Origin of the sequence: Phyllobacterium sp. 22229, from assembly GCF_052056495.1 — a bacterium.
In the GTDB taxonomy this organism is placed as follows: domain Bacteria; phylum Pseudomonadota; class Alphaproteobacteria; order Rhizobiales; family Rhizobiaceae; genus Phyllobacterium; species Phyllobacterium myrsinacearum.
On the sequence record NZ_JBQEPA010000028.1, the window covers coordinates 39,461 to 62,638 of the forward strand.

The 23,178-nt window shown below is 60.0% G+C and carries 28 protein-coding genes; 16 read left to right on the forward strand and 12 right to left on the reverse strand.

The genetic code is table 11. The features are described from left to right. Positions 1-5: 5 nt before the first annotated feature. A complete protein-coding gene (locus ACTJJ7_RS25125) occupies positions 6-731 on the reverse strand; it encodes a hypothetical protein (protein WP_105732994.1) in 726 nt (241 codons plus the stop codon). Positions 732-882: 151 nt separating this feature from the next. Between ACTJJ7_RS25125 and ACTJJ7_RS25130 the strand changes: the two genes are divergently transcribed. Continuing rightward, on the forward strand, positions 883-1,410 hold the full coding sequence (locus ACTJJ7_RS25130) for a gamma carbonic anhydrase family protein (RefSeq protein WP_105732993.1): 528 nt from the start codon (positions 883-885) through the stop codon (positions 1,408-1,410). A 12-nt stretch (positions 1,411-1,422) separates the two neighbouring features. On the opposite strand, the gene ACTJJ7_RS25135 is transcribed toward ACTJJ7_RS25130, so the two are convergent. From ACTJJ7_RS25135 to ACTJJ7_RS25145, 3 genes are all read right to left on the reverse strand, one after another. Continuing rightward, positions 1,423-2,031 (reverse strand): transglutaminase-like cysteine peptidase, encoded by a 609-nt coding sequence (locus ACTJJ7_RS25135; RefSeq protein ID WP_440969187.1) that lies wholly within the window; start codon positions 2,029-2,031, stop codon positions 1,423-1,425. 285 nt (positions 2,032-2,316) lie between these two features. Then, positions 2,317-2,925: a PilZ domain-containing protein gene (locus tag ACTJJ7_RS25140; protein WP_130269217.1), complete on the reverse strand. Its 609-nt coding sequence runs from the start codon at positions 2,923-2,925 to the stop codon at positions 2,317-2,319. Between the two features lie 102 nt (positions 2,926-3,027). Next, positions 3,028-3,657, reverse strand: a complete 630-nt coding sequence (locus ACTJJ7_RS25145; RefSeq protein ID WP_440969188.1) for a PAS domain-containing protein — start codon at positions 3,655-3,657, stop codon at positions 3,028-3,030. A gap of 337 nt (positions 3,658-3,994) precedes the next feature. On the opposite strand from ACTJJ7_RS25145, the gene ACTJJ7_RS25150 reads away from it, so the two are divergent. Both ACTJJ7_RS25150 and ACTJJ7_RS25155 read left to right on the forward strand, forming a co-directional pair. Continuing rightward, complete coding sequence (locus ACTJJ7_RS25150; protein ID WP_440969189.1) at positions 3,995-4,693, forward strand: rhomboid family intramembrane serine protease; 699 nt, start codon at positions 3,995-3,997, stop codon at positions 4,691-4,693. 125 nt (positions 4,694-4,818) lie between these two features. Then, positions 4,819-5,250, forward strand: coding sequence for a CBS domain-containing protein (locus ACTJJ7_RS25155; protein WP_130269220.1), 432 nt, complete (start codon positions 4,819-4,821; stop codon positions 5,248-5,250). A gap of 23 nt (positions 5,251-5,273) precedes the next feature. Here ACTJJ7_RS25155 and ACTJJ7_RS25160 read toward each other — a convergent pair whose 3' ends face one another. From ACTJJ7_RS25160 to folE, 3 genes are all read right to left on the reverse strand, one after another. Beyond that, complete coding sequence (locus ACTJJ7_RS25160; RefSeq protein WP_165401815.1) at positions 5,274-6,248, reverse strand: patatin family protein; 975 nt, start codon at positions 6,246-6,248, stop codon at positions 5,274-5,276. Between the two features lie 141 nt (positions 6,249-6,389). Further along, positions 6,390-6,809, reverse strand: a complete 420-nt coding sequence (hisI, locus tag ACTJJ7_RS25165) for a phosphoribosyl-AMP cyclohydrolase (protein WP_105733160.1) — start codon at positions 6,807-6,809, stop codon at positions 6,390-6,392. 98 nt (positions 6,810-6,907) lie between these two features. Beyond that, positions 6,908-7,534, reverse strand: coding sequence for a GTP cyclohydrolase I FolE (gene folE, locus ACTJJ7_RS25170; RefSeq protein ID WP_440969190.1), 627 nt, complete (start codon positions 7,532-7,534; stop codon positions 6,908-6,910). Between the two features lie 279 nt (positions 7,535-7,813). Between folE and ACTJJ7_RS25175 the strand changes: the two genes are divergently transcribed. Together ACTJJ7_RS25175 and yidD are read left to right on the forward strand one after the other, a co-directional pair. Then, positions 7,814-8,260 (forward strand): iron-sulfur cluster assembly scaffold protein, encoded by a 447-nt coding sequence (locus ACTJJ7_RS25175; protein ID WP_105732985.1) that lies wholly within the window; start codon positions 7,814-7,816, stop codon positions 8,258-8,260. Positions 8,261-8,267: 7 nt separating this feature from the next. Next, entirely contained in the window at positions 8,268-8,630 is a 363-nt protein-coding gene (yidD, locus tag ACTJJ7_RS25180; protein WP_440969191.1) for a membrane protein insertion efficiency factor YidD, read from the forward strand. A 41-nt stretch (positions 8,631-8,671) separates the two neighbouring features. On the opposite strand, the gene ACTJJ7_RS25185 is transcribed toward yidD, so the two are convergent. Then, positions 8,672-9,091 carry a hypothetical protein gene (locus tag ACTJJ7_RS25185; RefSeq protein WP_440969192.1) on the reverse strand — a complete coding sequence of 140 codons (420 nt, stop codon included), beginning with the start codon at positions 9,089-9,091 and terminating at the stop codon, positions 8,672-8,674. After that, on the reverse strand, positions 9,088-9,753 hold the full coding sequence (locus ACTJJ7_RS25190; protein WP_440969193.1) for a nucleotidyltransferase domain-containing protein: 666 nt from the start codon (positions 9,751-9,753) through the stop codon (positions 9,088-9,090). The genes ACTJJ7_RS25185 and ACTJJ7_RS25190 overlap by 4 nt, the downstream gene beginning before the upstream one ends. Before the next feature lie 175 nt (positions 9,754-9,928). On the opposite strand from ACTJJ7_RS25190, the gene ACTJJ7_RS25195 reads away from it, so the two are divergent. The 5 genes from ACTJJ7_RS25195 to ACTJJ7_RS25215 all read left to right on the forward strand — a co-directional run bounded on the left by ACTJJ7_RS25195 (position 9,929) and on the right by ACTJJ7_RS25215 (position 15,000). Further along, positions 9,929-10,180, forward strand: a complete 252-nt coding sequence (locus ACTJJ7_RS25195) for a hypothetical protein (protein WP_440969194.1) — start codon at positions 9,929-9,931, stop codon at positions 10,178-10,180. A 147-nt stretch (positions 10,181-10,327) separates the two neighbouring features. Then, entirely contained in the window at positions 10,328-12,310 is a 1,983-nt protein-coding gene (thrS, locus tag ACTJJ7_RS25200; protein WP_440969195.1) for a threonine--tRNA ligase, read from the forward strand. Positions 12,311-12,709: 399 nt separating this feature from the next. After that, complete coding sequence (locus tag ACTJJ7_RS25205) at positions 12,710-13,123, forward strand: MbcA/ParS/Xre antitoxin family protein (protein ID WP_440969196.1); 414 nt, start codon at positions 12,710-12,712, stop codon at positions 13,121-13,123. Continuing rightward, the gene (locus ACTJJ7_RS25210) at positions 13,117-13,815 is read left to right on the forward strand and encodes an RES family NAD+ phosphorylase (protein ID WP_440969197.1); all 699 of its coding nucleotides are present in this window, start codon (positions 13,117-13,119) and stop codon (positions 13,813-13,815) included. Before ACTJJ7_RS25205 ends, ACTJJ7_RS25210 begins: the two co-directional genes overlap by 7 nt. A gap of 336 nt (positions 13,816-14,151) precedes the next feature. Further along, positions 14,152-15,000: a lysophospholipid acyltransferase family protein gene (locus tag ACTJJ7_RS25215; protein ID WP_105732978.1), complete on the forward strand. Its 849-nt coding sequence runs from the start codon at positions 14,152-14,154 to the stop codon at positions 14,998-15,000. On the opposite strand, the gene ACTJJ7_RS25220 is transcribed toward ACTJJ7_RS25215, so the two are convergent. Further along, the gene (locus ACTJJ7_RS25220; protein WP_440969198.1) at positions 14,967-15,995 is read right to left on the reverse strand and encodes a hypothetical protein; all 1,029 of its coding nucleotides are present in this window, start codon (positions 15,993-15,995) and stop codon (positions 14,967-14,969) included. The genes ACTJJ7_RS25215 and ACTJJ7_RS25220 overlap by 34 nt on opposite strands. Positions 15,996-16,119: 124 nt before the next feature. Here ACTJJ7_RS25220 and ACTJJ7_RS25225 point away from each other — a divergent pair, with 124 nt between their 5' ends. Next, positions 16,120-16,701, forward strand: coding sequence for a nitroreductase family protein (locus ACTJJ7_RS25225; RefSeq protein ID WP_130269224.1), 582 nt, complete (start codon positions 16,120-16,122; stop codon positions 16,699-16,701). Positions 16,702-16,707: 6 nt separating this feature from the next. Further along, on the forward strand, positions 16,708-17,313 hold the full coding sequence (locus ACTJJ7_RS25230) for a flavin reductase family protein (RefSeq protein WP_130269225.1): 606 nt from the start codon (positions 16,708-16,710) through the stop codon (positions 17,311-17,313). Positions 17,314-17,526: 213 nt separating this feature from the next. On the opposite strand, the gene ACTJJ7_RS25235 is transcribed toward ACTJJ7_RS25230, so the two are convergent. Together ACTJJ7_RS25235 and ACTJJ7_RS25240 are read right to left on the reverse strand one after the other, a co-directional pair. Further along, positions 17,527-18,396 (reverse strand): HpcH/HpaI aldolase/citrate lyase family protein, encoded by an 870-nt coding sequence (locus tag ACTJJ7_RS25235; RefSeq protein ID WP_440969199.1) that lies wholly within the window; start codon positions 18,394-18,396, stop codon positions 17,527-17,529. After that, on the reverse strand, positions 18,396-18,851 hold the full coding sequence (locus ACTJJ7_RS25240; protein ID WP_130269227.1) for a MaoC family dehydratase: 456 nt from the start codon (positions 18,849-18,851) through the stop codon (positions 18,396-18,398). The genes ACTJJ7_RS25235 and ACTJJ7_RS25240 overlap by 1 nt, the downstream gene beginning before the upstream one ends. 182 nt (positions 18,852-19,033) lie before the next feature. On the opposite strand from ACTJJ7_RS25240, the gene ACTJJ7_RS25245 reads away from it, so the two are divergent. The 4 genes from ACTJJ7_RS25245 to ACTJJ7_RS25260 form a co-directional block, all read left to right on the forward strand. Continuing rightward, complete coding sequence (locus tag ACTJJ7_RS25245; RefSeq protein WP_440969200.1) at positions 19,034-20,182, forward strand: DUF2336 domain-containing protein; 1,149 nt, start codon at positions 19,034-19,036, stop codon at positions 20,180-20,182. Between the two features lie 289 nt (positions 20,183-20,471). Further along, positions 20,472-21,719: a 3-methyl-2-oxobutanoate dehydrogenase (2-methylpropanoyl-transferring) subunit alpha gene (locus ACTJJ7_RS25250; RefSeq protein WP_105732972.1), complete on the forward strand. Its 1,248-nt coding sequence runs from the start codon at positions 20,472-20,474 to the stop codon at positions 21,717-21,719. Between the two features lie 3 nt (positions 21,720-21,722). Next, positions 21,723-22,736: an alpha-ketoacid dehydrogenase subunit beta gene (locus tag ACTJJ7_RS25255; protein ID WP_105732971.1), complete on the forward strand. Its 1,014-nt coding sequence runs from the start codon at positions 21,723-21,725 to the stop codon at positions 22,734-22,736. 9 nt (positions 22,737-22,745) lie between these two features. Beyond that, a partial coding sequence (locus ACTJJ7_RS25260) for a biotin/lipoyl-containing protein (protein ID WP_440969201.1) occupies positions 22,746-23,178 on the forward strand: 433 nt, incomplete at its 3' end.

Genomic DNA, 23,178 nt, shown 5'->3' on the forward strand with positions numbered 1-23,178 from the left:
AGGTGTCACTTCGGTGTCTTGAGGTGACCCTCGGCAAAGGCCAGGACCTTTTGCTCCAATTCCTGCCAGTTGGCGAGAAATTCGCGCGGGAAACGGTAGGTCAGCTGCAAATCCTCACCGATGAAAACATCGCGCTGGCAGGAGGCGAGATTGCTTTTCGATGTTGCTTCATCGAGGCAGCGCGCCACAAAGAAGCTGCGGCCCTTGCTCTCCGGTGAGGAGATGAGCTGCTCGCTGACGAAACCGCTGGTGGCACGAAAATTCTGGATGGTGAGGCCCGCCGGACCTTTGATGCCGGGGCCGTCCGTCAGGGTGCTGTAGACCGGTCCATAACGGCCGGACATGTCGCGCGACGTCGCCCGCGGCTCGAACGTCAGGAAGAGCAGCGCTTTCTTGTCCCCTGCACCGTTGAAATCCCGGATGAATTCCGGCCGGTAACCCTGCATGTCGGGCCAGTGCAGATAAAGGTCAACCCGCTGCGCCACGCCGTCGCGCCGCTGCGCCCGGAAGCGGATGGTGTTGGCCGGCAGCGCCAGCACGCTGTTGCCGATGACGACCTCATGCACATCGGTGTCTTCCGTATGCCCGCCAAGGGAAATCGTGTGGCCGACATAATGTCCGGCAACGACCAGCACCACGGTCAGGAGCGCCAGCGCCGCCGCGCCATAGAAAAGGCGTTGCAGAAAGGGGCTGCCCGTTATCGATTCCACGCGCTGTGCGGAAGTCTGCATCAACCTTCGGGTCCTGTTGCCTTGGTTGACGGGGAGACTAACGTTAAAGTGCTGATTTATGGTTAACCACACGTGAAAGTTGTACTCGCATCGGCATCGCCAAGCGGGCGGCGGCTCGCTAAGCTTGCCGCACAGAATCTCAGGAGGAACGATGCCCCTATTCACGCTCGACGGCCACGCGCCCGAATTTGAACACCGGAAATCCAACTGGATCGCGCCCGACGCGACGCTGGTCGGCAAGGTCTTTCTCGGTGAAAATGCCGGCATCTGGTTCGGTGCCGTTCTGCGCGGCGACAATGAACGGATCCATGTCGGCCGCAACACCAATGTGCAGGAACATACGGTGATGCATACGGATATGGGCTATCCCCTTGATATCGGCGAGGGCTGCACCATCGGCCACCGCGCCATGCTGCATGGCTGCACCATCGGCGAGAACACGCTGATCGGCATCGGCGCCATCATTCTGAACGGCGCAAAAATCGGCAGGAATTCGCTGGTTGGTGCCGGGGCGCTGGTGACGGAGCGCAAGGAGTTCCCCGACAATGCGCTGATTGTCGGATCGCCGGCGCGGGTCATCCGCACGCTGGACGATGCTGCCATCGAGCAGCTCCGGCTTTCCGCCGCCCATTACGTCGAGAATGGCCGGCGCTTCATGCGCGGGCTTGAGGTCAGCTGACCTCGTCCGGCATTATTTCCCGATGCTGCCGACCAGAACCTGGCGGTCGTCGGTGATCGATACCCATGCGCCGGTATACTGTGTCGACTGGCGCTTCAGATAGTCATAGCTCGTTTCGTTCCACGGCTTGATCTGCGGTTCCAGATTGTCGAGGATATAGTCGCCCCGGTCGGTGCGCACGGTCAGAACCGCATGGCCTTCGCCATTCATCTGGCGCACGACGGTGATCAGCAGCGAACTGACGGGCAGGCCGCGCTGTATCAGCATCCGGCGCTTGAGCAGCACATAGTCTTCGCAGTCGCCAACTGTGGTCGGATAGGACCAGACCTCTTCCTTGCCCCAGATTTCCATATCGGTCGCCGGCTTGATGTCCGTGTTGACCTGGGTGTTGACCTGAACCAGCTGCGCCCAGAGCTTTGGCGTCAGGCTTACCGGCGTATCGCTGATGCTGCGGATGCGGCATTCGTCCTTGTAGATCTGGCAGAAGTCGTAATGGCCGATGGGCTGCGATGTGCGCCCGCCGGTCTGCATCACCGTCGCCGTGGACCGTGCCGGACCCGCCTGGGTGCCTATGCTCATCAACAGAAGGGCTGCGCCCGCAAGAATTATGCTTTTTATCATACCGTCGTCTCCCCGGTTGAGGTGACAATGACATGCAGACCTTGATCTGACGGAAATCTGAAGCAGTAAATCTGAACAATGCGGGTAGCAAAAAATAAACTATCGCGCGTTGCAATGTATTATTGAATGTTACTGTTTTATTTAAAGTAAGAATTGAATGAAGTATACAAGGTATATACCGGTTAAAGTTTGGTTTTTCTCATAAAATAATCATTTATGATTGCTTAAGCCGCGCCGATACACGGAGTGCGCGCTGAAGTCATTTGGTAACCAAGCGAGGGAGATTTAATTCTGCAGAGAGAGTTCGATGGCTTCGCGGCTCTGGACCGTGGCGAATTCGATGGCAATGCCTTCCTCGAAATGGCGCACGACGCGCCCGCGCATGGAGCCGAGAACGACCTGGCTGTGCAGGGCAGGGCGCATGCGGATTTCAACCGCCGCGCCGGAGATCGACAGGTCGATGATGCGGCAGGGATATTCGCGGCCATCCGCCATGCCGAGCTTGGCAATGGGATTGCGCGGCGCGATACGCTGGTGGCGCCGGTCTTCCGGCATGTCCAGCTCATGCTTGTTGGCAAGCCAGGTCAGCTGCGCCGCGATCTTGTTCTTCTTGCGCTCCGATGCGACGAGCGAAAGGTAAAAGCCGTTGCTGACGAGGCGCTCCACCGTGCCCTCGATGCGGCCGATGTGATCGACATAGGCAATGACGCGCTCGCCTGTGGCGGCCATGACCTCGGTGGTGAACAGGGCTTCGCCCGGCGACATTTCACTGATCTGGCCGACATGCTCGGTCCTGTCCTCCAGCATGAAACGGCCGTAAAGCTCGACCTTCACGCGATGGAATTTTCCCGTCGTGGCGATGGTCTGGGTTGAATCGTCACGGGTCAGATGCATGAAGTGTGTCCGAAAGCTTATAATGATCTTTATGTCTAAAGATTAGAACACAAGTCTTAACGGCGATGTAACAGATGCACGTCTTGCTTAGGTTTTACTAACCTAATCCAAGATTTTCCCGCCGTCGAAGACCATGAGATGCCTGACCCGGCGGCTGCCGCTGGGAGCAGGCAGGAGTGTATTGGATATCAGGGGTTTATGATCTTCAGCCCGGAGGCCACCGGCAGGCCTGTTGGCCGGATTGCGCGGATCGATCATCGAGATCGAGCGCAGGCTGTTTTCGATGATCGCGTCAGATTCCAGCCAGAACGGCTTGCCTGCCGGTGCGATCATGCCGAGGAGATGCCGTTCATGCACCTCGTTGGCGAGGGGCAGCAGGATGAGATTGAACAGCATTTTGCGCCCGCGGCTGCTCTTGCCCTCATAGGCCGACTGGACGACGGTCTTGCTGGTCAGGCTGCTGGCGACGATGCGCGCGATGACGGCCTTGTCCTTGGCCTGCCAGATGGAGCTGAAGCTCTGGCCTTTCAGTTCGCGGCCATAGATCGAACAGATACGGGTTCCCGCCAGCCGGAACCGCGCTTCGCCGGGACCGCTGGCACGCAGGATGAACGTGTCGGACAGGCGCGAGCGGATGAGGGCGGGTGAAATCTCACGCCGTTCCGGCGCTGCGCGGGTGCCGCGCAGATCATTCCAGTAGGCGAAGATCTCGCTGGTTCCGTCGTGCCGCATCTGCCGCTTCCTGTTGCCATGCCTGTTCGGGTGGTGAGCGCGTTGCATCGCACACCATCCAGTATCGCAGGCTTTGGTAATGCCGGCACTTTGGCACCGGCGGCCGGGAAGCGCCATTGGCGAAGCGGCGGCGTCCACCGCAGGGAGCGATTAAGGTTAACAAATGGTTTAGATTGAGCCTGTGCTGCCGGTATGCGATAAGGGGGGCGAGTAGAGTTCTATGTTCATGTATCCAGCTTGAGGCCGTTCAACATCATTGAACGGCCTTATTTTTGTTTGGAGAGTTTGCTGCTAAGCACAGTTTCCATGAATCGGCTGCGGGAAGAATGACTGACCTATGAGCACCCCTGATCAAGCACCGGCCCGCGAGCCGATCTTCAACATTCCCGGCGTGATCCTCGCCATATTCGCGATCTGCGCCGCGGTGTTTCTGGTTGAAAACTACGTGCTGACCGAGGCGCAGGACAATAATTTCCTGCTCGACTACGCCTTCATTCCCGCCCGGTTTTCCCAGTTCGGCGGATGGCATTCGCCCGCCGCCTGGCTGACCGCCATCACCTATTCCTTCATGCATGGCAGTTTTGCCCATATAGCGCTGAACATGGTCTGGCTTGCCGCCTTCGGCTCGCCGCTGGCGGCGCGCATCGGGCCGCTGCGCACCTCGCTGTTCTGGATCGTCACCGCGGTTGCCGCCGTCATGATGCATTTTGCCATTTACCCCGACAGTCAAATTCCCCTGGTCGGTGCTTCCGGCGCCATATCCGGCATGATGGGGGCGGCCGCGCGTTTCGGTTTCCGCCGTTCCACCCAGCGCAATTCCGCAGCCTTTACCGGGCCGATCCTGCCGATTGCCGTCGCGCTGCAAACCCGCACCGTTCTTGTTTTCGTCGCCGTCTGGTTCATCACCAATATCGGCACCGGCCTCTTCGCCGTGGTGCCGGGGGAGTCCGCCACCATTGCCTGGGAGGCGCACATTGGCGGCTTTCTCATTGGTTTTCTGGGCATTGCCCTGTTTGACCGCAGCGACCGGCGCTGAATTGCTGGTATGATTGCAAAGCTGTTGCATTGGCGGCAACATACGCGCACCATGGCGCATTGACCGGCGGGATAAAGGAGGATCGCGGCGGTCAGCGTTAGGACTTATGTGCAAGGAGGACGTACATGACAGTCAAAATGATACTGGAACGCAAAGGCTACGACGTTTTTAGTGCAGCACCGGAAACGACCCTTGGCGACGCGGTCGCCGCACTTGCAAAGCATAAGATCGGCGCCATTGTCATCGTCGATGACAAGAAGGCCATCAAGGGCATTCTCTCCGAGCGCGACGTCGTGCGCGCCATTGCTGCCGATGGCGCCGATGTGCTCTGGCGTCCCGTTTCCGAAATCATGACCATCAAGGTCAGCGTGTGCACGGAAAGGCATACGGTCAACCAGGTCATGGAAATGATGACCCGCGGCCGCTTCCGCCACCTGCCGGTCGAGAAGGATGGCCGGTTGCACGGCATCGTGTCCATCGGCGACGTGGTCAAGCTGCGCATCGAGGAAGTGGAGCGCGAGTCCCAGGAAATTCGCAGTTACATCGCAACCGCCTGAAGCGGTTGCGCTGACAGATCGGGTCAGAACACGACCTTCTGCATGCGCTCGAGCTCACCGAGCCGGGCCATGGTTTCCTCATAGCCGAGTTTGATCGCCTCGTCGGCGCGGTGAAACTCGGCAAGCCCCACATGGCCGATTTTCGGCAGCAGCGCGATGTCAGGCGGATCGCCGGCCATGCGGGCGCGGGAAATCCGGTCCTGAATGATGTTGAACGATTCCATCATCACGCCGGTAATGCCAAGCCGCGTGGCCCGCGCCGCACGGAAATGCGCCACCGCGCCCTCGCGTTCCGCATCGGCGGCAAGCGGTGCTCCAGCGGAATGCTTGATGACAGCGGCACGGCCGAACTGGTCGTAATGCAGGTTCACCGCCACCACCAGCGGTTGTTCGTAGGAACGGCAGACGGAAACCGGTACCGGATTGACCAGCGCACCGTCCACCAGGATGCGGCCGTTGCATTCAACCGGCTCGAACACGCCGGGCAGGGCATAGGATGCGCGCATGGCGGTGATCAGATTGCCGCGCGTCAGCCAGATTTCGTGGCCGGTATTGATTTCCGTGCACACCGCGATGAACGGCTTTGGCAGGTCTTCGATGGAAAGCTCGGAGAGATGATCGCGCAGGCGCTTGTCAAGCTTCATGCCGCCGAACAGGCCGCTGCCGCCAAACCGCAGGTCCAGCAGCGAGAAAATGCCGCGCTTGGTCAGGCTGCGTGCGAATTCCTCCAGCTGGTCGAGCTTGCCGCCGAGATAGCAGCCGCCGACGAGGGCGCCGATCGAGGTGCCCGCAATCATCGAAATCTCGATGCCAGCCTCGTCGAGCGCGCGCAGCACGCCGATATGCGCCCAGCCGCGCGCCGCGCCGCCGCCCAGGGCCAGCGCAATCGGGGCTCTCTTGTCACTGTGGGGGGACGGGTCCATGACAGGTGTTTCAGGACCGTTCGTAACGCCAATCGGTTCTGCCGCACGTAGCCGTCGCGATGCCCATTCGAGCATGGCATGCACTCCTAAAGTCGTATTCGCACATTATCCCCTCACTTTGGTATCCAAAGGATGAATATTGCGGAATTATGGCCGCTTAGCCAACCAATCAAAAATGAGACAGGGGAGTACAGGGCGCCGGAGAGCAGAAACGTGCTACGCCTCCGGTGTCATGACCAGGTGGGATGTGCCATTTTCGCTGATGACCTGACGGTAGAAACATGATCGGCGGCCAGTATGGCACGTCGGGCCGTTTCCAGCCACCGTTACCTCCAGCCAAAGCGCGTCCTGATCGCAATCGGTGCGCATTCTGACGACGGTCTGCAGATTTCCGGAGGTTTCGCCCTTCTTCCACAGCGACTGGCGCGACCGCGACCAGTAGTGCGCAATGCCGGTCTCCAGCGTCAGGCGCAATGCCTCCGCGTTCATGTGCGCGACCATCAGCAGATGGCCGTCACGCGCATCGGTGACGACGGTGGTGACGAGACCGGCGGCATCGAAGCGCGGTGCGAACACCGCGCCTTCCTCGTTTGCATGTTTGTCGGCGAGGGCCGGTGAAAAGGAACTGTTGGACATGACTGCCAATTCTGGAAAAGACTGGTTTAGTGGAACGAATTTGACATTCGCATCCCATTTCACATCACGCGCAACATGCGAATGTCAGAATCGGACCACTAGCGACCCTTGACGAGGGTCATGAAGCGGACCTGTTCGTTGACGTCACCCTTGAAGGCACCGGTAAAGGTGGTGGTGGTCGTCGTCGAACCGGACACGCGGATGCCGCGCATGGCCATGCACATATGCTCGGCCTCGATCATGATGGCCACGCCGCGCGGGCGCAGCGCTCCCTGGATCGCGTTGGCGATCTGGGCGGTCATGCTCTCCTGCGTCTGCAGGCGGCGGGCATAGATATGCACAACGCGGGCGATCTTTGACAGGCCGACCACTTTCTCGCCATCGGGCAGATAGGCGACATGCGCCTTGCCGATGATGGGCACCATGTGATGCTCGCAGTGCGAAAAGAACGGTATGTCCTTGATGAAGACGATGTCGTCATAGCCGGCAACTTCTTCAAAGGTGCGTCCGAGCACCTCTTCCGGGTCTTCATGATAACCCGAAAACAGTTCCTTATAGGCTTTTGCCACGCGCTGCGGCGTGTCGAGCAGGCCTTCGCGGTCCGGATTGTCGCCAGCCCAGAGCAGCAGCGTGCGAACGGCGGCTTCCGCTTCTTCCTGGGTCGGGCGCCGTAGATTATTCTGATTGCCAGTCGGTGACTGCAAACTTTTGATTACCGCATCCATCGCGATCTCCCGTAGTCGCCCTCGATGGAGCGACGAGTTAAACGGCAATACACGATAGTCGTTGCGAAACGAATACGTGGTGTATTGAAGCCGGCTTGGCCCTGAGGCTTGAACCTGGGCCATTACATCTACCACTGGCGCAGAATTTACGCCATGGCGCTTTGTGCTCGCCCGCTCACATACTATATAGAGAGTGAATTTGGGATTCATAGGGCCTAAGCGATAGACAATTGTCTGTTTGCGCTTCGCTTCGGGCCGTGCCACCAGTGGAAGCTCATTATGATCAATGATGTCTACAACACGCGCATTCTGGAGTTTGCCGGAAACATCCAGCGCCTCGGCCGTCTGGACAATCCCGATGCGACGGCAAAGGCCCATTCGAAGCTGTGCGGATCGACCGTGATCGTCGATCTCACGATGAAGGACGGCGTGGTGACGGATTTCGCCCACGACGTCAAAGCCTGCGCGCTCGGGCAGGCATCCTCGTCGATCATGGCGCGGCATGTGATCGGCGCCACCGGCGGGGAATTGCGCGCGGTGCGCGATGCCATGTTCAAAATGCTGAAAGAGAATGGCGCGCCGCCGGAAGGCCGTTTTGACGACCTGAAATTCCTCGAACCGGTGCGCGACTACAAGGCCCGGCACAATTCCACCATGCTGACCTTCGAGGCGGTGGTGGATTGCCTCGACCAGATCGAGAAGAAAAACGCCGAAGCGGCCGCCTGAACCGCCGATGTGCGCTGACCCGGCTCACCACCATCCGCCTGCGGCGGGCAAAAAATATTCCCGCAACTGGAGCGGGCCGTGGCGCAAGACGCCGGGGCGACTGTTCGGCACGGCGTTCGTCCGGCTGTACCAGCTGACGCTGTCGGGTTTCATCGGCAATTCCTGCCGCCACCTGCCCACCTGTTCCGAATATGCCTATGAATCCATCGCCCGCCATGGCCTGTGGACCGGCGGGTGGATGGGCCTGTTCCGGTTCGTGCGCTGCGGGCCGGGCGGCACCAGCGGCCTTGATCCGGTACCGGCAACGCTGGACAAGCGTTTCGTCTGGTACATGCCCTGGCGGTATTGGGGTGTGAGCAAAAATAGATAGAATGGGTTGTCAGCATTGGTCTAACGCCACCCGGGTGCCGATTAGGCGCGGGTCATCTCGGATTCGGCCCATGCGGCGTATTCTTCGAGTTGGGTCAGCAGTGACTGGGCGTCAGAGAGCAGCATGAAACGCCCGCCATATTGGGCCAAGTCCTTATTCCCGAGTATTCGGGCCAATCTCGTTTCTTGGGCCTTTGGTAGGCGATTACCCATAACCTGACGCAGGGTCTTCACCATAGCCGAATGGTCCTGCTGGTTTATCTTGCTTCCAAAGGTTGCAGTCAAGGCATCCGTATAGGCGATTGCCGCATTGACGATCGTCGCGGCGATCGGGTTTCCCAGGGTGCCGGATTGCGCTATGGCCACCTGATTTTGCGCAGATTCCAAAAATGCTCTAGCGATCGTCAGGCGATTCAAGCCGTGGCTGGCGTCAACTGCTTTCGTGGAGCCGCTTCTTGTCACGTTGGAATTGCCTTATCAGGAATTGCTTGAAAGATGGATGTGGGGCGCGGACCGCTGACCACCAAAGCATCGGCCGCAAGTGCTTGCCACAACGGATCATTGTTTCCCATTAATCGTCTAAGATCGGCGCGTGAAAGCGTATTGACCGATGGTGAGAACGATAGGTCCTCACCTCTAGCCAATAGAAAATCGACGCTCCCGCTTTGCACAGACGAAACATCGGCGTCTTGAGCGATAAGGACGATATCAAGATCGCTTTCCGCACGATCTTCTCCCCGGGCGACACTGCCATAAATCCATGCCGCTATCACTTTGTTGCCGAGTGAGGCTACGCACTCTCTTACAGCATCGATAACAGCATTGAAGCGTGCCTCTTCTGCGTCGAAGAGAGACAGAATGGACGTGTTGAGCGGCGATGTTCGGCTCATGCTGAAAAGCCGAGTGCGTCCACTGCCCACTTCGTCAAGTATGCCGAACGCGACGAGAATGGAAAGCGCATTGAGCACCGAAGGCAGCGTCAGTTTTGTTCTCTTGACGAGAGTGGATGCATCCAGTTGACCGCCATGGCGTGACAGTTCACGCACGACCCTGACGTTGGCTTCGGTTCCGAAAACCGAAGAGAGAGGAAAGCGAATAGCGCTCTGGGGCTTTGGGCGGGCCACGATAACTCCTGAAAGATATCTGCCTTTATATATGAATATCTTTATAAAACAATAGATATCTTTAGTTTACTATTGTTATCTATATAGTGGTGCGTTCGATCCCGATACGTAGGGTTGCCGATTTGTGCCAGCGCCACCACGCGGTAAAACCCAAATAAAAGTGTCTGGAGTGTGCATGTCGGTATCAGGAAACCAGATCAAAGCGGCGCGTGCCTTGGCGGGGATGGACCAGAAAGCCCTTGCCGATGCCGCCGGGGTTGGCATCAACACGATCCGTCATTTCGAGGGGGCAGGCCAAGAAACCGTTCGCGGCAGGATCGACACGCTGGAAGCCACACGCAGCGCGCTGTTCACCGCCGGTGTCGAACTGCTTGAGGACAGCCGGGCCTCCGCAAGTGGTCCGGGCGTGCGCATGCGCCGGGAATAGCCTCACTCATCCTTGACCGTAAAACCCGCTTTTCCGCAACGGCCACTTTACGCCGGGCAAAACTGCGCATAAAAGTCCGCTCGCCGGAGCCGTTCCGGTCATGAAACACCACCCGCGATTGTTGGCGGGACTGGATAGGAGCAACTGATGTCACAGACAGGTTCCAAAACTGTATCCATGCAATTCCCCGATGGCTCGAAGCGCGACTACGACGCGGCCCTGTCCGGTGCGGAACTTGCCGAATCCATTTCGAAATCCCTGGCCAAGAAGGCCGTGGCCTATGCGGTCGACGGCGTCGTGCGCGATCTGTCCGATCCGCTGCAGGACTCCGGCAAGATTGAAATCCTGACCCGCGACGATCCGCGTGCGCTCGAGCTGATCCGGCACGATTGCGCCCATGTCCTCGCCGAGGCCGTGCAGGAGCTGTTTCCGGGCACCCAGGTCACCATCGGCCCGGTGATCGAGAACGGGTTCTATTACGATTTTGCCAAGAATGAGCCGTTCACGCCCGATGACCTGCCGCTCATCGAGAAGAAGATGCGCGAGATCATTGCGCGCAACCGGCCGTTCACCAAGGAAATCTGGTCGCGCGAAAAAGCCCGCAAGGTTTTTGCCGACAAGGGCGAGGCCTACAAGGTCGAGCTGGTCGATGCCATTCCCGAAGGGCAGGACCTGAAGATTTACGCGCAGGGCGACTGGTATGATCTGTGCCGCGGCCCGCACATGGCCTCGACCGGCCAGATCGGCAATGCCTTCAAGCTGATGAAGGTGGCCGGCGCCTACTGGCGCGGCGACAGCAACAACCCGATGCTCAGCCGCATCTACGGCACCGCTTTTGCCACCGATGCCGAGCTGCAATCCTACCTGCATGTGCTGGAGGAGGCGGAAAAGCGCGATCACCGCAAGCTCGGCCGCGAAATGGATCTGTTCCATTTCCAGGAAGAGGGCCCCGGCGTCGTGTTCTGGCATGCCAAGGGCTGGCGCATGTTCCAGACGCTGGTCAGCTACATGCGCCGCCGTCTCGACGGTGTCTATCAGGAAGTCAATGCGCCGCAGGTGCTGGACAAATCCCTGTGGGAGACGTCGGGTCACTGGGGCTGGTATCGCGACAATATGTTCAAGGTCACGGTCGCCGGCGATGAAACCGATGACGAACGTGTTTTTGCGCTCAAGCCGATGAACTGTCCGGGCCACGTGCAAATCTTCAAGCATGGCTTGAAATCCTACCGCGATCTGCCGGTGCGGCTTGCGGAATTCGGCAATGTGCACCGCTATGAACCATCGGGCGCGCTGCACGGCCTGATGCGCGTGCGCGGGTTCACGCAGGACGATGCGCATGTGTTCTGCACGGACGAACAGATGGCGGCCGAATGCCTGCGCATCAATGACCTGATCCTGTCCGTCTACAAGGATTTCGGCTTTGACGAGATCACCATCAAGCTGTCGACGCGCCCGGAAAAGCGTGTCGGTTCCGATGCGCTGTGGGATCGGGCTGAAAGCGTGATGATGGGTGTGCTGGAGCAGATCCAGCAGCAGTCGAACGACATCAAGACCGGCATTCTGCCGGGCGAGGGAGCGTTCTACGGTCCCAAGTTCGAATACACGCTGAAGGACGCCATCGGCCGCGAATGGCAATGCGGCACGACGCAGGTCGATTTCAACCTGCCCGAGCGGTTCGGTGCCTTCTACATCGACTCCACGTCGGAAAAGAAGCAGCCGGTGATGATCCACCGCGCCATCTGCGGTTCGATGGAGCGCTTCCTCGGCATTCTCATCGAGAACTTTGCCGGTCATCTGCCGCTGTGGTTTGCGCCGGTGCAGGTGGTGGTGGCCACGATCACCACGGAAGCCGACGATTACGGCAGGCAGGTCGCCAAGGAGCTGAAGGCGGCGGGGCTGCAGGTCATCACCGATTTCCGCAATGAGAAGATCAACTACAAGGTGCGTGAGCATTCCCTGCAGAAGGTCCCGGTCATTCTCGTCTGCGGCATGCGCGAGGCGGAGGAGCGGACGGTGAACATGCGCCGTCTGGGTTCGCAGAACCAGACGTCGCTCAGCCTTGATGATGCGATCCGCCAGCTCGGCGAGGAAGCCACGCCGCCGGACCTGCTACGCGCCGCTGCGGAGTAGGTCCGCACATTGCTTTGTGACAGCGTGGTGACTTTCATCACGCTGTCATGGCGTTGCGTGCGCCGGGTTAATACAGCTGTTTGGCGAGCGCTGAGCAAGGCGGGCTTGTATGCCTCGGTAGCTCTGCGGATTCCTGGGATGCACATCGCCTGATAAACTGCCTCCACAAATGCAATGTGGATGGGCGCTGCATGATCAGGAAAAACGAAGCATAAATCGCATATGGCAGGTGTCGAAGCGTTTGAGCTGAATCTGACCGACGCTCTCACAAAACAATCCAATGGAAGTGCAACGAGATTGTCGTTTGCAAAAGCCGTCCGCTTGATCTGGTCGCATGAAAAGATGACTCTTGCCAATTGGCGATAATATGCTAATTTTATGCCAGAAAGAGAGAGTGCCATGCAACTCCAGCCTATTGCTTCAACCCCATTCAACAGATCATCTGCTGAAATCACCGATGTGGAAGCAGGGGCACTTGCCCGCACGACGGTGAACCTCTTCAACGCCTGGAAACTCACCGACGCACAAGCCTGCACCTTGCTCGGTGGTTTGTCGGCCCGCACCTGGGCGCGTTGGAAAGAAGGCAATGTGGGACGTGTCGATCGAGACCTGAAAATGCGGATGGCGCATCTGATGGGGATTCATAAGGGCGTCCGGCACCTGTTTAAGGACCCGGCAAGAGGATATGAGTGGATTAAAGCGCCCAATACGGCCTTTGGCGATAAGTCAGCGCTCGATGTGATGCTGCAAGGCGAGCTTTCTGATCTGGCGGTAATGCGTGAATGGCTCGATGCGGAGCGCAGTGCGTGGTAAGTGGCCTTGCTGTCCGAACCCAGGTACAGTGGCCCAAAACCTACCGCATTATCCGATCCATCTATCCGCCCATCGATTTGTTCGAGGACATCGCCGATCCGCGCGACTGGGAGGCGCTGGTCGCTGTCGAGGCGAAAACGAATCCGCGCATTCGATTTGAGGTGGGCGATCTTGGCAAGGTACCCGCGCACCGTCGCGTGTCGGGCATCGGCGCCAGTTATGTCATGGCCCCCTTTGTCCATTGCTCCACAGGGCGGCCGGGCCGCTTCACGGACGGAAGCTATGGTATCTATTATGCAGGCGACAGTGAAGAAGTCGCCGTCGCCGAAACCATACACCACCATCAGGAATTCATGCGTTCAACACCTCAGTCTCCGGGCTGGACCTCGGACTTCCGTGTCCTGGTGGGCAGCGTGGACCGGGCACTGGACGACGTGAACGCGGTGCCCGACGTTCTTCATCCACATGACTACACCGCTTCGCAGGTTGAGGGACGTGGGCTTCGAGCCGCGGGAAGCGATGGCCTCCTGTGGAACAGCGCTCGAATGCCCGGTCAACGGTGCATCGGTATCTTCTGGCCGGACGCGATACCCATTCCCGTCCAGGGACGGCACTATTGTTACCACTGGAACGGCACGCGGGTCGACTTTGTGCGTCAGTACGACACGGGAGCAGTTTTGGCGGTGACGTAACAGGCGGCATGTGGCCGCAAAGGAGTCATAAAATGTGTCCTCTGTTGCGCCAGTTCACAAAGTAATCTAGTGGTCCGATTCTGACATTTGCACCCCTTTGATACCAGCCATTCAGGCAAATGTCAGAATCGAAGGACCACTAGCAACGATATAATTCTAGTGGAACTTTGAATTTGACATTCGCCTGCCCCGCGTGATGTCAAATGGGATGCGAATGTCAAATTCGTTCCACTAGCAGATGCCACCCATTGCTTTGTGACAGCGTGGTGACTTTCATCACGTTGTCATGGAGTTGCGTGACTATTCAGCCGTTTCATTATTTGCCGGGATGCGATCGTGCAGTTCAGAGAACTCTCCTACGCCAATGACACCCAGTCGCGCATCACCCAATGGCTGATCCGGTCGATTGAAGGCCTGTCCGGCCGGGACCACTATGTCCGGCTCTACAATGCCTGGCGCACCGACATCGTCCCGGCGGGGATCGACGTGTTCTGCCGCATGATGGACCTCATCAACATCAGGCTCGACGTTGCGGACCAGTGGCCGCCGCAGCATGTACCCGATACGCCGCTGGTGATCGTCGCCAACCATCCCTTCGGCATCGGCGACGGCATCGCCGCGCTGGCGCTGGCCGAACAGCTCGGCCGGCCGTTCCGCGTGCTCATCAACAACGATCTGATGAAGGTGCCGGAAATCCGCCCCTATGCGCTGCCGGTCTGCTTCGACGAAACCAAGGAAGCGGTGGCGATGAACATGGCCACCCGCCATGAGGCGGTACGCCTGTTGAAGGAGGGCGTTACCATCGTCGTCTTCCCGGCGGGCGGGGTTGCCACGGCGCCCAAGGGCTTTGGCCGGGCGGAGGATCTGCCTTGGAAGATTTTTCCGGCCAAGCTGGTGCAGCAGGCCAAGGCGTCGGTCATTCCGGTCTATTTCGGCGGGCAGAATGGCCGGGTTTTTCATCTCGCCAGCAAGATTTCGATGACGCTGCGCATCTCGCTGCTCATCCGCGAATTCCGCAAACTGTCCGGCAAGGCCATCACCGTGCGCATCGGCCGGACGATGGACTGGCCGGAACTGGCGCCGCTGGCCGACCGCAAGCACCTGCTGGATTATATGTATGACGCCGTGTTTGCGCTGGCTCCGGTCAAACCTCAGTCCAGCGGATCGTCGCCGCTGGCGGGCTGATTGGCGGTGGAGGCGGCGCTGGCGCCATTGGTCGCCAGAAGTTCCACATCCTGGTTGCGCCCGGCAACGACCTTGAAATCGCGCTGGTAAATCTTGTCCTTGTTCTTGGCGATGATGACGTATTCGCCTTCCGCCAGGACGATGGAGGCAAAGGCGCCGACGCTTTCGCGCACGATGTCGCCCGAGGTCGTCAGCACCGACCAGGCGGTATCGGCAAGGGCTTCGCCGCCCGCTTCCCGCACCAGTTTCATCGTCAGCTGCGCGGCCCGGTGCTCCACATTGGCCTCGGTGATCTTGCCGGCCTCGACACGGATATCCGCGCGGATGACCGCATTGGCCGTGCCGTAATTGGAGACGATCTGATAGGTCCCGGCATTCAGCCGCACGACGCTTTCCGGCTTGACGTCGGGAATGATGAGCGCCCGTTCGCCGCTGGCATCCTCGTGATCCTCATAGATGGAGAATCGCAGCTGGTCCTGCGGAATGCGCGCGCCGCCCGACAGAACCGCGTTGAGCTTGACGCCGCCCGCATCGAGAATCATCGTCTCGTTGCGCTTGGCGCGGGTCATGGTGATGCGCTTGGTGGCGCCCGCCCGGCCGAAGGCCACATGCACGAGATAGCTGCCGGGGGCGAGGTTGAACGATGTCGTGCCGCCCTTGGCCGTGGCCAGCAATGGCAGCTTGCCATCCGTATCGGCATCCGGCGCGAACACGCGCCAGACGAGGCCGCGGCCGATGTTTTCGCCGTTCTCCGCCAGTTTGGCCGACAGGACCAGCTCGGCCTCCGTGGCAAGCGGATTGTTGGCCGGGGCTTTCGGGTTGGCATATTGGTTGATGCTGGGGATAGACGGCAATTCCACGTCGGGCGTGGCCATCTCGGGGGCGAGCGCCTGCGCCCAGGCTCCCGTTGATAGGAGAGTTGCCGCCAGCGCCGCCGGCAAAATCCAGGATGCGCCGGAGCTGAAGCCCGCTTTCTGAGTGTCGAATATGCCCATGCACTGTTTTGATCCGAAGCCGGTGGCAATTTCAAGGCTTTTTCACGCGATCATGACTTTACACGGCCGGTGAAACCGCGACATTGTCCGCCCATTCGAAAAACAGCATCTGGTACCCCGTTTCATGCCTTCTCCCATCATTGATTTTCTGTCGCAGCGCAGCTCAACCCCGATTTCCGCCATTGGCCTTCCCGGTCCAAGCGATGCGGAGATCGAAACCATGGTCCGCATCGCCGCGCGCGTGCCCGATCACGGCCGCCTGACGCCCTGGCGTTTTGTCCTTTACCGCGGCGATGCGCGCGTCGAGGTCGGCAAATATCTCGCTGACCTGGCCGAGGAACGGGAAGGGCCGCTGACCGAACAGCGGCGCGAGCAGGAGCTGAAGCGCTTTGCCCGGGCGCCGCTGGTGATCGGCGTGATCTTCTCCAAGGTTGATCATCATATCCCGGAATGGGAACAGTTCCTGTCGTCCGGTGCGGCGGCGATGAACCTCGTCCACGCGGCCAACGGGCTTGGCTATGCCACCAACTGGATCAGCAACTGGTATTCATCCGATGAGAAGGGCCGGGCGCTGCTCGGTCTCGCGCCGCATGAGCGGGTGGCCGGTTTTGTCCATATCGGCAGCTGCGACACGAAAGTGCCGGAGCGCCCGCGCCCGGAGGTGAAGGATATCCTGTCCGAATATGCCGGGCCGTGGAAGGGCTGAGCCGCGATGTTCTACAAATTCGAGGACGGCCACGGCCTGCCGCATGATCCGTTGAAGGCGATCGTTTCGCCCCGTCCCATCGGCTGGATATCCAGCCGTTCGGCCGAGGGCAAAATCAACCTGGCGCCCTATTCCTTCTTCAACATGATCAGCACGAAACCCTGCCTGATCATGTTTTCCTCGGAGGGGCGCAAGGACAGCGTCAGCTTCATCGAGGAAACGCGGGAGTTTGCCGCCAATCTCGTCAGCGCCAATCTGTCGGTGGCCATGAACAAGACGTCGGTCAATGCGCCGCGCGGCGTCAGCGAGTTCGACTATGCCGGCCTCAATGCCGCCGATTGCCGGCTGATCGGTGCGCCGCGCGTGGCCGAAGCCTTTGCAACGCTGGAATGCGTCGTCACCGACATCCGTCACCCCGCCGACCGCCATGGCAATCCGGTGCAGGCACTGATGGTCACCGGCGAAGTCGTCGGCGTTCACATCGACGAGACGATCCTGACCAACGGCCTTGTCGACATGACCAAGGCGCAGCCGGTGTCGCGGCTTGGCTATATGGACTTTGCCACCGTGTCGGAAACGTTTCAGATGTTCCGGCCGAAGTGGGAGGGGTGAAGGCGTTCGCGTGGGCTTGCACCTACCATTGAAAATACCCCCCTCTGGGCTGCCGCCCATCTCCCCCACAAGGGGGGAGATCACATTGGCATCAACGCTTTTGCGTTGTTCTTAATGTTGAAGATTGGCTGAAACAGCAATGACAGCTGATCTCCCCCCTTGTGGGGGAGATGTCCGGCAGGACAGAGGAGGGTAATTGCATCCCTTATCGACTTAAGCTGCACCAACCCGTCCCATCAGCCGTTCCGCCCGGCGCAGATGCGGGCGGTCGAACATCAGACCGTCAATGCCGATGACACCCGCAGCGGGATCGTCGGCGAACGCCCGGATGATCTTTTGCGCCTGTGCCACCGCTTCGGCTGAGGGCGTGAACACGGCGTTGATCACCGGGACCTGCGCCGGATGGATGGCGAGCTTGGCGGTAAAGCCGTCACGCTCCGCTTCGGCGCATTCGCGGGCAAGCCCGGCATCGTCCTTGTAGTTGATGTAGACCGTATCGATGGCAGCGGTATCGGCGGCCGAAGCGCCGAGAACGGTCAGCGCCCGCGCCAGCCGGAAAACATCCGTATAGCGCCCGTTGTCATCGCGCACCGCACGTGCGCCAATGACCGCCGACAGGTCTTCCGCGCCCCAGGTGAGGCCGATGAGGCGTGCCGATGCATCGGGATAACTGGCCGCCGACAGGGTGCCGAGCGCGGTTTCGGTGATAATGGCGAGAATCTGCGTCGACCCCTCCGGCGCGCCCGCATGGGCCTCGTGCACGTTCAGCTTGGCCGACAGCCGCGTCACGTCCTTGCCGCTGTTGGACTTGGGCAGCAGGATCCCGTGCGGCAGCGATGGCATGACCGCGTCGAGGTCGGCATCGGCAAGCCCGCTCGCCAGATCGTTGATGCGCACGAACAGGCGCTGTGAATTCTTGTCCCGGTTCGATTTGAGAAAATCCGCCGCGATCTGCCGGGCAGCGGGCTTGCGCTCGGCGCTGACCGAATCTTCCAGATCGATCAGCAGCACATCAGCGCCGCTGGCAAGACCTTTTTCCAGCTTCTTTTCCGAATCGCCCGGCACAAACAAAAGCGAGCGCATCAGGCAGCACTCCTGGATTTCATCATCGCCTGACGTGTGCATTTGGCAACCAGAACGCCGTTCTGGTTGTAGGCGCGATGCTCGAACACAACGATGCCGCGATCCGGCTTGGATTGGGACGGCCGCGTTGAAAGCACCGTTGTCTCCACCCGCACCGTATCGCCGTGGAACAGCGGGGCAGGGAAGGTCACGTCGGTCATGCCCAGATTGGCAATCGTTGTGCCGATGGTGGTGTCATTGACGGAAATGCCGATCATCAGGCCGAGCGTGAACAGCGAATTAACCAGCGGCTTGCCCCATTCGGTCTTGGCGGCGAAGTCGAAATCGATGTGCAGCGGCTGCGTGTTGAGTGTCATGACCGAGAACAGCATGTTGTCGCTCTCGGTGATGGTCTTGCGCAGGCTGTGATTGAACACGTGCCCGACTTCGAATTCTTCCAGATACAGTCCGGCCATGTGCTGGTGTCTCCTCAATGCGATTTTTGGCGAAAGACTAGGGCGGCTTCGGCGGGTTCGCAACGGGGAAGGATCAAAGTTCTCTCGCGGTGCCGAAACAACATGGTTAATCGACATGGTGAACCGATCGTAAACCTTTTGCCGCTAGCCTTGGCTGCAATAAGGGCTTGGGGTATAAATTCATGACAATACAGCATTATCTGGCGATGGTCGGACATGCTTCTGCGGCACAGCGTTGCCACGCCGCAGGGGCGCTGGCCCATGTCTATCTTGAAACCGGACGCGCTTTCGAAGACCGCTGCGCGGCGGAGGCGGCGCTGACGCTGCTGCTCGATGATCCGTCGCCAAAGGTGCGGCTTGCCCTGGCCGAAGCTTTTTCGACAAGCGCCCATGCGCCCGCCCACATCGTCGCCAGCCTTTCGCGCGACCAGGCGGAAATTGCCGCCTATATGCTGGCGCGCTCGACCGTGCTGACCGATATCGACCTGATCGACTGCATTGCCGGGGGCTGTGCGCAAAGCCAGAGGGTGATTGCGGGCAGGGCCAAGGTGTCTTTTGCCGTCAGCGCGGCGCTCATCGAGATCGCAGAACCGGTTGCCATTCTCGACCTGCTGGCCAACAGCCGCGCCGAGATTGCCGACATCAGCTTCCGCCGTCTGGTCGAGCGCCTTGGCCATGTCGCCGATATCCGTTCGCTGCTCGCCGATGATGAGCGTTTGCCCGCCGATTGCCGCCATGCGCTGGCGATCAGGGTGGCCGAAGCGCTGTGCCAGATGGATATGGTCATGGCCCTGATGGGCGAGCGCCGCGCCCGGCGCATCACCAGCGAAGCCTGCGTCAAGGCCTCGATCAGTCTGGTTGCCGAAACCCCGCCAGCGCAATATCCGGCGCTGATCGAGCATCTGCAGCTGCGCGGCGACCTGACCACGGCCTTTGTCATCCGCATCGTTGCCTCCGGCAAGATCGATTTTTTTGGCGCCATTCTGGTGGCGCTGTCCGGGCATAATCTTGCCCGGGTGCGCAATCTTCTGATCGATGGCCGCGATGCAGCCCTCGGCGCGCTGTTCAGTGCCGCCGGACTGCCCGACAGCACGCACCAGCCGCTGCGCGTCGCGCTGCATGCCTGGCGTGATGTCGCCAATGGCAAGCTGGCCATCGGGGCACAGGAGGTCACCCGCCGCATGATGGAACGTCTGGCGCCGGAAAAGCCTGCAATGGTGCACGACCTGACCGCGGCCAATGACGGCATGCAGTCGCTCCTGCGCAAGATTTACCTCGAAGCGATTCGGGAGAATGCGCGCAGCCACGGACTGGCCATCGCCGCCGCCTGACCCGGCTTTTTCGCCGCGAGCGCATATTTGATTACAAAATCAGATGCCTGCGTGAACGAATGAATATGTGCGCCGCGTGTTCCGTGATGCAAAATTGCTTTTTTCCGGCGCAGTGCCGTGGCTCTGTCCCGAAGCCGCGCCGGAATGATCATAGATTTCATGTTGTTGCCGCCGGATATTGATGTTTGCCGGCATTTGCGGGGAGCAAGGCGGAATAATAAGACAGTATTACTGACCTAATATTTCATGGTAGAGTGCGCAAACATCGCGTGACTGGGAGGTCTGCTGAATGCCCGATGATTCCACGAGTGAATTTGGTCCACTAAGCCTGCACGTGCCCGAACCAGCCGTGCGTCCCGGCGGCGAGCCTGATTTTTCCAATGTGAACATTCCCGAAGCGGGTTCGGTGCGCCGCCCGCCCGTCGATGCCAATCCGGAGGAAATCCGCGATCTGGCGTTTTCAATCATTCGTGTTCTCAACCGCGACGGCGAGGCTGTCGGCCCCTGGGCTGGCGAGCTGACGGATGACCAGCTGGTGGAGGGCCTGCGCCACATGATGACGCTGCGCACCTTCGATGCGCGCATGCAGATCGCCCAGCGGCAGGGCAAAACCTCCTTCTACATGCAGCATCTGGGCGAAGAAGCCGTGAGCTGCGCCTTCCGCATGGCGCTGTCGCCGGGCGACATGAATTTCCCGACCTATCGTCAGGCCGGTCTGCTCATTGCCGGCGGCTACCCGATGGTCGAGATGATGTGCCAGATCTATTCCAACGAAAGAGATCCGCTCAAGGGCCGCCAGCTCCCCATCATGTATTCCTCGAAGGAGCACGGGTTCTTCTCGATCTCCGGCAATCTGGCGACGCAATATATCCAGGCGGTCGGCTGGGCCATGGCATCGGCGATCAAGAAGGATACCAAGATCGCGGCCGGCTGGATCGGCGACGGATCGACGGCGGAATCGGATTTCCACGCCGCGCTGGTCTTTGCCTCCACCTACAAGGCCCCGGTCGTCCTCAACATCGTCAACAACCAGTGGGCAATCTCCACCTTCCAGGGCATTGCCCGCGGCGGTGCCGGGACTTTCGCCGCGCGTGGCCTCGGCTTCGGCATGCCGGCACTGCGGGTCGACGGCAATGATTACCTCGCTGTTTTCGCCGTGGCCAAATGGGCCATCGAGCGGGCGCGGCGCAATCTCGGACCCACCGTTGTCGAATATGTCACCTACCGTGCCGGGGCGCACTCCACCTCGGACGATCCGTCCGCCTACCGGCCGAAGACCGAATCCGATGCCTGGCCGCTCGGCGATCCCGTCATGCGCCTGAAGAACCATCTGATCGGGCGCGGCGTCTGGTCGGAGGAGCGCCACACCCAGGCGGAAGCGGAAATTCTCGACAGCGTGATCACCGCCCAGAAGGAAGCCGAAAGTTTTGGCACGCTGCATGCGGGCGGCAAGCCGTCGGCGCGCGACATGTTCGAAGGTGTCTACGAGGAAATGCCGCCGCATCTGCGTCGTCAGCGCCAGCAGGCGGGAGTGTAAGCGATGCCGCGTAAGACAATGATTGAAGCCATCCGTGACGCGATGGATGTGATGATGGAACGCGACGACAACGTGGTCGTGTTCGGTGAAGACGTCGGTTTCTTCGGCGGCGTGTTCCGCTGCACCCACGGGCTGCAGGCCAAATACGGCAAGACCCGCTGTTTCGATGCCCCGATCAGCGAAGGCGGTATCGTCGGCGCTGCCATCGGCATGGCGGCCTATGGCCTGAAACCCTGCGTTGAAATCCAGTTCGCCGACTATGTCTATCCGGCCTATGACCAGATCGTCTCGGAAGCCGCGCGCCTGCGCTACCGTTCCAATGGCGGCTTTACCGCGCCGATCGTCATCCGCATGCCGGCGGGCGGCGGTATTTTCGGCGGCCAGACCCACAGCCAGAGCCCGGAAGCGCTGTTCACGCATGTTTCCGGTCTGAAGGTGGTCGTGCCGTCCAATCCGCATGATGCCAAGGGCCTGCTGATTTCATCCATCGAAGACCCGGATCCGGTGATCTTCCTCGAACCGAAGCGGCTCTATAACGGTCCGTTCGACGGCCATCATGACCGCCCGGTGACGCCGTGGTCGAAGCATGAACTGGGCGAGGTGCCGGACGGGCACTATACGGTGCCGCTGGGCAAGGCCATCAAGCGCCGCGAGGGCAAGCAGCTGACCGTGCTGGCCTATGGCACCATGGTCTATGTGGCGGAAGCCGCCGCCGAGGAGACCGGCATCGACGCGGAGATCATCGATCTGCGCACGCTGCTGCCGCTCGATCTGGAAACCATCGTCGAATCCGTCACCAAGACGGGCCGCTGCGTCATCGTGCATGAGGCAACGCTGACCTCCGGTTTCGGGGCGGAGCTCGCCGCATTGGTCCAGCAGCATTGTTTCTACAATCTGGAAGCGCCGGTGGCGCGGGTGACGGGCTGGGATACGCCCTATCCGCATGCGCAGGAGTGGGACTATTTTCCGGGTCCCGCGCGCGTTGGCCGTGCATTCCTCGAAACGCTGGAAGGGTAGGAGCAGACGATGGGTGAATTTGTCATCAAGCTGCCGGATGTCGGTGAAGGCGTTGCAGAAGCCGAACTCGTCGAATGGCATGTGAAGGTCGGTGATCTCGTGCGCGAGGACATGATCCTTGCCGCCGTCATGACCGACAAGGCGACCGTGGAAATTCCATCCCCGGTCGACGGTGAAATCCTCTGGCTGGGCGGCGAGATCGGACAGGTGATCGCCATCGGTTCGCCGATCATCCGCCTGAAAGTCGAAGGCGAGGGCCATGCCCCCGCTGCCGAACCGGCCAAGCCCGCCAAGGCGGAAGAACCAAAACCCCAGCCCGCCAAGGCAGAGCCAAAACCGGAAATCAAGGCTGCAAAGCCTGAAAAGCTCAGGAGCATGAGTGTCGCATCCGCCGTGGTTGAGCTCGATCTGAAAGATAGTCCAGTGGTTGTCTTCCGCAACT